The sequence below is a fragment of the Pseudoalteromonas sp. UBA2102 genome (genome assembly GCF_002331165.1).
Taxonomy (GTDB): domain Bacteria; phylum Pseudomonadota; class Gammaproteobacteria; order Enterobacterales; family Alteromonadaceae; genus Pseudoalteromonas; species Pseudoalteromonas atlantica.
In genome coordinates this window covers 1-8332 of sequence record NZ_DCYU01000140.1, presented here as the reverse complement: position 1 = coordinate 8332, position 8332 = coordinate 1, and the positions used below count along the sequence as shown (strand labels likewise).

Sequence of the window (8332 nt, the reverse complement as noted above, 5' to 3'; positions counted from 1 at the left end):
TCACCAGGAATAACATCGCCTTTAAGCTCGCTTAGGCTTTCTTCTAAAATAGCTAAGCCACGCTCAAGGGTTTTACCAAATTGTTCTTCTTCAATGCGCAGTACTTTTTCGATAATTTCTTGCTGCTTTGCAAGCTCTGGGTAAGCTTGGCCCATTTGTTCAATAAGCGCTGCAACCAGTTTATAGAAAAACGCACCTTGTGCACCAAGCTTGTTACCATGGCGTACTGCACGACGAATAATACGACGCAATACATAACCACGGCCTTCGTTTGATGGCATAACACCATCAGAAATTAAAAACGCACACGAACGAATATGATCCGCCACAACGCGTAGCGACTTATCGTTTAAATCTTGTGCGTTAGTTACACTTGCCGCAGCTGCAATTAAGCCTTGGAACAAGTCGATTTCGTAGTTTGAATGCACGCCTTGTAAAATAGCAGCAATACGCTCAAGGCCCATACCTGTATCAACAGATTGTTTAGGCAGCGGCTCCATAGTACCGTCGCTTTGACGGTTGTACTGCATAAATACAAGGTTCCAAATTTCGATAAAGCGGTCGCCATCTTCTTCAGGTGAGCCCGGAGGACCACCCCAAATGTGCTCACCGTGATCGTAAAATATTTCAGAACACGGGCCACACGGGCCAGTATCGCCCATTGACCAGAAGTTATCTGAGGTAGCAATACGAATAATACGATCTTCGCTTAGGCCAATATCATTGTGCCAAAAGCCAAATGCATCTTCATCGTCGTGATAAATAGTAACAAGTAGTTTTTCTTGTGGTAATTTAACAACCTCAGTTAAAAACTCCCACGCAAACTTAATAGCGTCTTGTTTAAAGTAATCGCCAAAACTAAAGTTACCTAGCATTTCAAAAAATGTATGGTGACGCGCTGTGTAACCTACGTTTTCTAAATCGTTATGTTTACCACCAGCACGCACACAACGCTGTGCGCTTGTAGCACGCGTGTAAGGGCGAGTTTCGGCGCCTAAAAACACATCCTTAAAAGGAACCATACCGGCATTGTTAAATAACAACGTGGCATCGTTACCCGGAATAAGTGAAGCCGATTGGACAATTTGGTGCTGTTTGCTGGCAAAAAAGTCTAAAAACTGTTGCCTAAGTTGTGCCGTAGTCATGTGCTGCATGTGAAAATCTCACCTGTATTTACTGTGCTTGCATTGCAAAATCAATTTGTTCGTAGCTAAATCCTCGGTACATTAAGTAGCGCACGCGCTTAGCTTTATCTTTGTACTCGAGGTTGGCCGGTGTAGTTGAATACTTTTTGTTGTACGCTTCCTGCGCAAGCTCAAACCAGTCTATTTCAAGCTCTTCAACCACTCTTTCAAGTAGTGAACGGTCAATCCCTTTGCCTATGGCTTCGCTTTGAATGCGCTTTAAGCCATGGCCTTTAAAAATGTGTTTTCTGACAAACCCTTCGCAATAACGTTGCTCGTTAATAAAATTGTGCTCTTCGCACCAATTAAGCAGGGTTTCTATAAACTCGTCGCTGGCTTCTTTTTGCTGAAGCTTAAAGGTTAACTCGCGGCGCGAATACTCTTGGCGCCCAAGTAACCACAGTACATAGTTTTTAAGTTTTTGTTTTAACTTATCATCCATTAAGCGTCAAAGCGCCCGCTTTGTTCACTGCTAAGTGGTTTAACATTGCTATCGTCACTTGGCGGTACAACTGGCATAAAAATAGCCTGATAAGATACAAAGAAACTAATGTAGCAAATTGGCATTAAAATCAACAGCGGTAAGAACGATAAGAACATAGAAAGCGCCATAAATAACACACAAATAATGCCAAAAACACTCAATGCGAACAGGTTATGATAAAAAACCAATAGCGAATTTTTAAGCGCCGTTAAAATGCGTTTTTCTTTACTAAAATAAATAAGCGGTACCGCGTAAGCAAACGCCATTAAATACACCGCCATTACCACTAAAAATAGCACCACACTGGCGCCCGAAATACTATTTAAGGTTTGCTCAAGCGCAATGTTAGGATCAAGCCCCTCTTGGCTCATAATAGCCACGGCATCGGCAAATAAGCCATTAGCCAATAAGGCCATTAAAATACCCGCTCCCATTTGGTAAAGCGCTAAACGTAGTAGCCCTAAACGGTTACCTTTTGCGCTAAAGGGTTTGAGTATGTCGGCGAGCATAATTTTACCTCCCTGCTGCTTGCTAAGCACCGCCTGATAAAAACCGGCGGTTAAAAAAGGCGTAGCAAGTGCCGCAACAACTTGTAGCAAAGGTAAAAATAACGACAGTATGCCCACTATGCCTATTAATAAGTGCATAACTACAAAGGTAAATGGCTGGGTTTTAAAAATATGCCAACCGGCTTTAAACCACTTTAGCCCGGCATCGGCTTTAAAAATTCGTAATTCGTTAGACATACTGGCTCTTAAGTTAAACAAAACACGCCAAGTATAACTTGGCGTGAGGGGGGATTAACAGACACTACATGATTAAATAGTTAAGGTTTTTTAATTTTTTTAATATCTAACATATGTGCGCCGTGTTTTATTTTGGTTTCTAGGTAAGCTTTGTTACCTGTAAGGCCTGCTTTAATATGCGCGTGGGTACCAATAACGGTGTCTACTTCAATGCCGGCATCTTTTAATGCATTAAGCTTTTTAGGGTTATTGGTCATTAATTTAACATGGCTTAAATTAAGTGCGTTGAGCATTAATACCGCGTCCGAAAAATCACGTAAGTCGTCGGCAAAACCTAAGTGGTTATTAGCCTCGTAAGTGTTCATACCTTGAGATTGCAGCACGTAAGCATCAATTTTATTATATAAACCAATACCTCGGCCCTCTTGGCGTAAATACAATAACACCCCGCCTTGCTCGTGCATCATTTCAATACACTCATTTAACTGCTCGCCACAATCGCAGCGCGATGAATGAAACACATCACCGGTTAAACACTCAGAGTGCATGCGAATAAGCGGCACATTTTGATTTACATCAGCATTGTTAAATACAAACGCAACGTGTTCTTGGCCGTCTTTTAAGCCACTAAAAGACACTATTTCTGCGGGAATATCACTATTTTTGCCAACATTAAGCTGGGCTCTTGCTCTTACTTGCGCCACGACAAATCCAAATAATTAAATAACTACGACACCATAAAGTGATAATATCACAAATGTTTAAAGTTAGATCGTAGTACACTAGGTTTATGGCAAATATATGGCGATTACACAGGCTATTTTCAATCTTAATATGCAATAAACTCCCACTACCTAGGGCTATTTCCCCAAAACAATGACAAACTTGAACGCATTTGCTATTTTAATTTTATTACTTTTACCACGCTGCTTATACATTAAGTTAATACACCGCACCTATAAAAAGCTAAAACGGTGTTACCTAGTTACCTCAGCAGGCACTATTAGTACAGTTTAATGACGAAAATTAGTTACAGCTTAGTGCACATTGGTAGTTAGGTAATTAGTTAGTTTTATAAGCAAGCGCCCACTCAAAAGATAATGAAAACCATTATCACTTGTGGTATTTTGTTTCTAGATTGAACACTAATAGGGATTATTATGAAAGCACAACACCTCGCCTTAGTTATCGGATTAACCTTTACGCCTTTTGCAAGCCAGGCCAATGCAAGCCAAGTAAGCGATGATAAAGCCGCCTTTTCTGATGCATACCAAAGTTATTTAACGGCTGTTAAAAAAGACGAAAACATAGAGCAAGCGGCTAAACATGCCTATACTACAGGCCTTGCGCTTTATGGTGATAAAAGTGATAACACCGCAAGCCTTGCTATTAATTACGCCAAAGCAATTACAGCGCCGCGCTCTATCAACGACAAAAAAAATGTATCAGAGCAACGCTTCGAACTTTACTCGCAAGCCTATACAATACTGGCAAATAACCACGGTAAAAATGCAATAGAAACAATCGATGCCCTAATAGGCAAGGCGGAAAACACCCGCTCGGCCTATCAAGCCGATAACGATTACGACCGTATAATTGAGATTGCTAAAACACAAAACAACCCTAAATTTGTTGCCGACATGCAGTTTGAAGCAGCCTCGCTGCTTGCCAAAAAATTTGCTCATAAAAAATACCATAAAGCTAAAACACTGCTTAACCAAGCCGATGACTACTACCGTAATAACCTAGACGACAACACCGTAGAGCGCATTAAAGCCGACTTTTTAATGGCGTCGTTTGCTCAAGGTAAGAAAAAATACAATGAAGCCATTGAACGACTAAACCATGTTGTATCGGTATTTGATAACAACTTAAGCTTTGATCACAGCGCTGAGCTTACTGCGCACTCAAAGCTTGTTAACCTTTACGAAAAAACAGGCCAAAGCGAACAAGCCACTAAGCATTGTTTAGCAATTGCTAAAATGGTGCCGTGGAAAAAAACACAAGAGCAAACACCTATATACCGCAAAAATCCTGAGTACCCACAAAACAAAGCACGCCAAATGCGAGACGGTATTGTCGTTGTTGAATTTGACGTAGATACCGCAGGCTTTGTTAAAAACCCAGAGGTAGTTAGCTCACAAGGGGGTAAAGAGTTTGAAAGGTCCGCACTTACAGCACTTAAAAAGTGGCGTTATGCACCAAAATTTGAAGACGGCCAACCCGTTGTTGCAAGCACGCAAGTACAGCTCGACTTTAAAATAGCCAGATAACACGCAAGGTATTATAGCGTCTTTTTGTTCAGGTAGTTTTATTCAAAGCTTTGCGAGTATTTTATCGCTTGCGGCTTCAATTAAATCGAGCACATTTTCAAAGCCATCATCGCCGCCGTAGTATGGGTCGGGTATGGCGCTTTGGCTTTGCTCGCCGTATTCTAAAAACAATGCCAGCTTGTAATGTAAATGGGTGGGGCATTGCGCTTTTAAGTCAGCTAAGTTTTGTGTGTCGGCCGCTAAAATTAAATCAAACTCAGTAAAATCGCTGCTGCGCACTGGGCGCGAAAATATACCTTTAAAGCTATAACCGCGTTTTTCACCCGCAGCCATTGAGCGGCTATCTGGCGTTTTACCTTCGTGGTAGCCAATAGTCCCTGCCGAGTCTACCTTAACCTCAACACCTAATTTTTTAGCACGCGCTTTTAACACCGCCTCTGCTGTGGGCGAGCGGCAAATATTACCTAAACACACTATCAGTACTTTTTTCATTAAGGCTCCTTTAGCTAATTTAACCACCTTGGCTTTAAAACTGTTTTAATATAGCCTCGTTATAGTCATCGGCATTTAAAGTCAGGTTATACTTGGCCGCCACACTATCAAGCTCGGCTTGTTTTATAGCTAACTCATCCATAGTAATGGTGTTATCGTCAAGCTGCCATAAAAGCCGTGAGCCCGCATAACTATAATGAATCGCTAACAATGCATCGGCATTACCCTCACGCCCTGCCGCTTTTAGCTTTGGCATTTTGCGGGTTATTTTATTAAGCGCTTGTTTAAGCTCCCACACATATACCACTTCGGTCATAAAACTATGGGTACGGTATTTATTTAACAGCCAGCCAATAGCTAAACTTGTTATAACAACACCGGTTAAATTCCAATGAAAGTGACTCCCGCTTTCATCAGGAAACAACGCAATTAACGTTTGCGATATAGCCAAGCTGCCAACAGCTAAACCCGCCGCACACCCTACAATTACCCTATTTAAATGTTTGCGGTAACGTGCTTTATCTATTTGTATGAGTTGCATAACAGCCTAAAAAATTAATAAGTAAAAATATAGCGAACGCTATTGTAACTAAACCCCGCAATTTTTATAAAATTATTTAACCCCTTTTTGATTTGCCCCCCGTTATAGCTTTTAAACAACCCAATAAGTTTACTCGGAGCGGCTTATGCACACACTTGAAGTACCCAATAATTCAGCATTTATTAAAACATCAACCGCCGTTATTGGCGGCGCAGTAATGACCTTTGCCGCCTTTGCATTTATGCAATACCTAATTAGTGGCGAGCAGCGCGCACCTATAAAACTCGGCGAGGATATTATTGTAGAGATTTTTCAGGCACCAGAGGATTCACAAGTAAGGCATATACAAAAAATACAGCCACCACCGCCTGTGCCAAAAACGCCGCCTAAAGCGCCACCAGTCGATACCTCAAACGACCCTGTAATAGCGATTAACGAATTAACACCAATCACTATTGATGATTTTGGAGATGATATAAATAGCACTATTAACCGCCCAACAGGCGATGCAACACCTATAGTGCGCATAAATCCAAAATACCCAACATCTGCCGCGCGCAATGGCATAGAAGGCTGGGTACAACTGAGCTTTAGTATTTCGCCCACCGGCGAAGTAATAAACCCAGTGGTAATAAACGCCGAGCCCAAACGCACCTTTGACCGCGAAGCAATAAGAGCCATAAAACGCTGGAAATATCGCCCCAAAGTAATAGAAGGTGTGGCACAATTACAAACAGATCAAACCGTACAGCTCGATTTTAAATTAGATAACTCTATTTAACGGACTAAACGCCTATGCTACTCAGTATTAAGTCATGGTTATTTGAAACGCCAAGCAAGGATTGCATGGCAAGTTACGCAAAAAGTGGCGACAACCGCCACTTAGAGCAGCTTATTGCCTTATACAGTAACGACTTATACCACTACCTGGTGACGCAATCTAATACGCATTTAGCATACGACGTAAGCCAACAAACCTGGCTAAAAGTAATCGAAAAACGCCACCTTTACCAAGCTCAAACCACGCCAAAAGCGTGGTTATTTAAACTCGCACGTAACACATTAGTAGACGAATACCGCAAACAGCAGCGCTTTGTAGAGCTTGACGAAAACACCCACCTACCTGCGCAGCAAAATGAGCAAGGTAATAACAATAGTATTAGCAATATAAATTACCAAGCGTTCGATAGCGCACTCAAGCAACTGAGCTTTGTGCAACGCGAAGCCATTACCTTACAACAAGAAGGCTTTAGCCTTGCCGACATAGAGCTTATAACGCAAAGCAACCATGAGAGCGTAAAAACAAGGCTGCGCTATGCCAAGCAAAACCTTAAACGTTTATTAGGAGCAAACAATGAACAAGCCTGATGAGCAGTTTGATCAAAAGCTCACTCAACACTACAAAGAGCGAAAAGCACGCACTACACTCAGCGCTTCCCAAAAAAAAGCGTTACTTAATAATGCCAGCCATAAAAAGCCCTCAAGGCTTAGTTTTACGCTACAGTTAACCAGCCTTGCCTGCGCACTGGGCGTATTCGCATTTATTGTATTTGATAACAGCAATGGCATTAACTACGCACCAAAAACGGTGCTTAACACTATCGATATTCACAACTACTCAATTATTAAAACCCACGAAATAACCCCATCAGGCAGTTACACAAGCGCCATTACCGAGCAAAAACACGCACTCGACACTCAACATGCTAATAGCTTGCGCTTACACCAACAACGCCACTTAGAATACGGCACACTCGTAAAGGTTGATAACGACTGGTACATAGCCAGCTGTAATGACGAGGTACTGGTGCAAATTAAGCAGTCACTGCTCAGTGATTTAAAGGGTAAGCATGCGGTAGAAAGAGGTCTAAATACGGGCGATATGCTGGCTATGGCGCATAACGGTAAAGGGCAGATTGTAGCGCTTAAACATGCGGGAGTTGGGGTTAGGCAGTGTAGGGCTTAGGTGGTTTGGGTGGTGGTAATTTAAAAATCATTACCACCAACTAGCTTGTTATTTCATAAATTATTTAGATAGACTCTAATTTTATTTGCTGTAGTGATTTTTTTTCTTTTAATCAATTTTTTATCTAACATCAATGAAGCAAAAACATCATACTCTTCAGAGTTTGGTAATTCAAAGTGAGTTTTAGCTGTATTAATTTTTGCAATCTGTTCTGTGGAAAAACCACAGATTTCTAGCACCCTCCCCCCAGATAATAAATCGATTTGACAGGATAGAAGCTTTATTAAATCATAATCAGTATCTAGTTCTGAAGCCAACTTAACCATGTTAGCTTCTTTGACTCCATCAAACTGCATCTTACAAGCTAAAGAGCTTAGATAAATAGTATCTATTTTAGGATTTTTAAATTCTTCATCACTCAAACTAGCAATTGCCAACAACTTGTTCTCATCGCTGACTTCACTATTCTCAAAAATATGTATTCTGTCTTCTAGTGAGAAATAAGGAATACAATCAAAAGTCATATTTTCGATAAGATAAATAGGATCAAACTTGCTATGCATTGCACGAATTAAAGCCTGGCCTTTCTTTGTTTTAGGCTCTACGTACTCAACTAAGTGCCCTGTAGTGGTCAACTAATTTTGGC

The 8332-nt window shown here is 41.2% G+C and carries 11 protein-coding genes; 4 read left to right on the top strand and 7 right to left on the bottom strand.

Translation table 11 applies throughout. The annotated features are described in order from the left end of the window. From alaS to B2R65_RS17920, 4 genes are all read right to left on the bottom strand, one after another. Positions 1–1154 (bottom strand): alanine--tRNA ligase (gene alaS, locus B2R65_RS17935; RefSeq protein ID WP_286744918.1); only part of this gene is annotated, 1154 nt, incomplete at its 3' end. A gap of 19 nt (positions 1155–1173) precedes the next feature. Beyond that, positions 1174–1626: a regulatory protein RecX gene (locus tag B2R65_RS17930; RefSeq protein WP_004587512.1), complete on the bottom strand. Its 453-nt coding sequence runs from the start codon at positions 1624–1626 to the stop codon at positions 1174–1176. Next, entirely contained in the window at positions 1626–2414 is a 789-nt protein-coding gene (locus B2R65_RS17925; RefSeq protein WP_286744915.1) for a BPSS1780 family membrane protein, read from the bottom strand. The genes B2R65_RS17930 and B2R65_RS17925 overlap by 1 nt, the downstream gene beginning before the upstream one ends. 80 nt (positions 2415–2494) lie before the next feature. Next, entirely contained in the window at positions 2495–3118 is a 624-nt protein-coding gene (locus B2R65_RS17920) for a GTP cyclohydrolase II (protein ID WP_024031598.1), read from the bottom strand. A gap of 456 nt (positions 3119–3574) precedes the next feature. On the opposite strand from B2R65_RS17920, the gene B2R65_RS17915 reads away from it, so the two are divergent. Then, positions 3575–4687 carry an energy transducer TonB gene (locus tag B2R65_RS17915; RefSeq protein ID WP_286744910.1) on the top strand — a complete coding sequence of 371 codons (1113 nt, stop codon included), beginning with the start codon at positions 3575–3577 and terminating at the stop codon, positions 4685–4687. Positions 4688–4729: 42 nt separating this feature from the next. On the opposite strand, the gene B2R65_RS17910 is transcribed toward B2R65_RS17915, so the two are convergent. Both B2R65_RS17910 and B2R65_RS17905 read right to left on the bottom strand, forming a co-directional pair. Next, positions 4730–5179, bottom strand: a complete 450-nt coding sequence (locus B2R65_RS17910) for a low molecular weight protein-tyrosine-phosphatase (RefSeq protein WP_024031596.1) — start codon at positions 5177–5179, stop codon at positions 4730–4732. Between the two features lie 34 nt (positions 5180–5213). Next, positions 5214–5720: a DUF3087 domain-containing protein gene (locus tag B2R65_RS17905; protein WP_054983855.1), complete on the bottom strand. Its 507-nt coding sequence runs from the start codon at positions 5718–5720 to the stop codon at positions 5214–5216. A 145-nt stretch (positions 5721–5865) separates the two neighbouring features. Between B2R65_RS17905 and B2R65_RS17900 the strand changes: the two genes are divergently transcribed. Genes B2R65_RS17900 through B2R65_RS17890 form a run of 3 tightly spaced genes read left to right on the top strand, consistent with a single transcriptional unit; the run spans position 5866 to position 7686 of the window. Beyond that, positions 5866–6501, top strand: coding sequence for an energy transducer TonB (locus B2R65_RS17900; protein ID WP_286744907.1), 636 nt, complete (start codon positions 5866–5868; stop codon positions 6499–6501). A gap of 14 nt (positions 6502–6515) precedes the next feature. Next, entirely contained in the window at positions 6516–7088 is a 573-nt protein-coding gene (locus B2R65_RS17895; RefSeq protein ID WP_085065520.1) for a sigma-70 family RNA polymerase sigma factor, read from the top strand. Further along, positions 7075–7686, top strand: a complete 612-nt coding sequence (locus B2R65_RS17890) for a hypothetical protein (protein WP_286744904.1) — start codon at positions 7075–7077, stop codon at positions 7684–7686. Before B2R65_RS17895 ends, B2R65_RS17890 begins: the two co-directional genes overlap by 14 nt. A gap of 53 nt (positions 7687–7739) precedes the next feature. Here B2R65_RS17890 and B2R65_RS17885 read toward each other — a convergent pair whose 3' ends face one another. Further along, entirely contained in the window at positions 7740–8249 is a 510-nt protein-coding gene (locus tag B2R65_RS17885) for a hypothetical protein (protein ID WP_286744901.1), read from the bottom strand. Positions 8250–8332: the final 83 nt, after the last annotated feature.

What these genes read in the sequence shown, in the direction of transcription:
- B2R65_RS17910 (WP_024031596.1), bottom strand. Translation starts at nt 5,179, where the DNA reads ATGAAAAAAGTACTGATAGTGTGTTTAGGTAATATTTGCCGCTCGCCC.
- B2R65_RS17925 (WP_286744915.1), bottom strand. Translation starts at nt 2,414, where the DNA reads ATGTCTAACGAATTACGAATTTTTAAAGCCGATGCCGGGCTAAAGTGG.
- B2R65_RS17915 (WP_286744910.1), top strand. Translation starts at nt 3,575, where the DNA reads ATGAAAGCACAACACCTCGCCTTAGTTATCGGATTAACCTTTACGCCT.
- B2R65_RS17900 (WP_286744907.1), top strand. Translation starts at nt 5,866, where the DNA reads ATGCACACACTTGAAGTACCCAATAATTCAGCATTTATTAAAACATCA.
- B2R65_RS17930 (WP_004587512.1), bottom strand. Translation starts at nt 1,626, where the DNA reads ATGGATGATAAGTTAAAACAAAAACTTAAAAACTATGTACTGTGGTTA.
- B2R65_RS17895 (WP_085065520.1), top strand. Translation starts at nt 6,516, where the DNA reads ATGCTACTCAGTATTAAGTCATGGTTATTTGAAACGCCAAGCAAGGAT.
- B2R65_RS17890 (WP_286744904.1), top strand. Translation starts at nt 7,075, where the DNA reads ATGAACAAGCCTGATGAGCAGTTTGATCAAAAGCTCACTCAACACTAC.
- B2R65_RS17905 (WP_054983855.1), bottom strand. Translation starts at nt 5,720, where the DNA reads ATGCAACTCATACAAATAGATAAAGCACGTTACCGCAAACATTTAAAT.
- B2R65_RS17885 (WP_286744901.1), bottom strand. Translation starts at nt 8,249, where the DNA reads ATGCATAGCAAGTTTGATCCTATTTATCTTATCGAAAATATGACTTTT.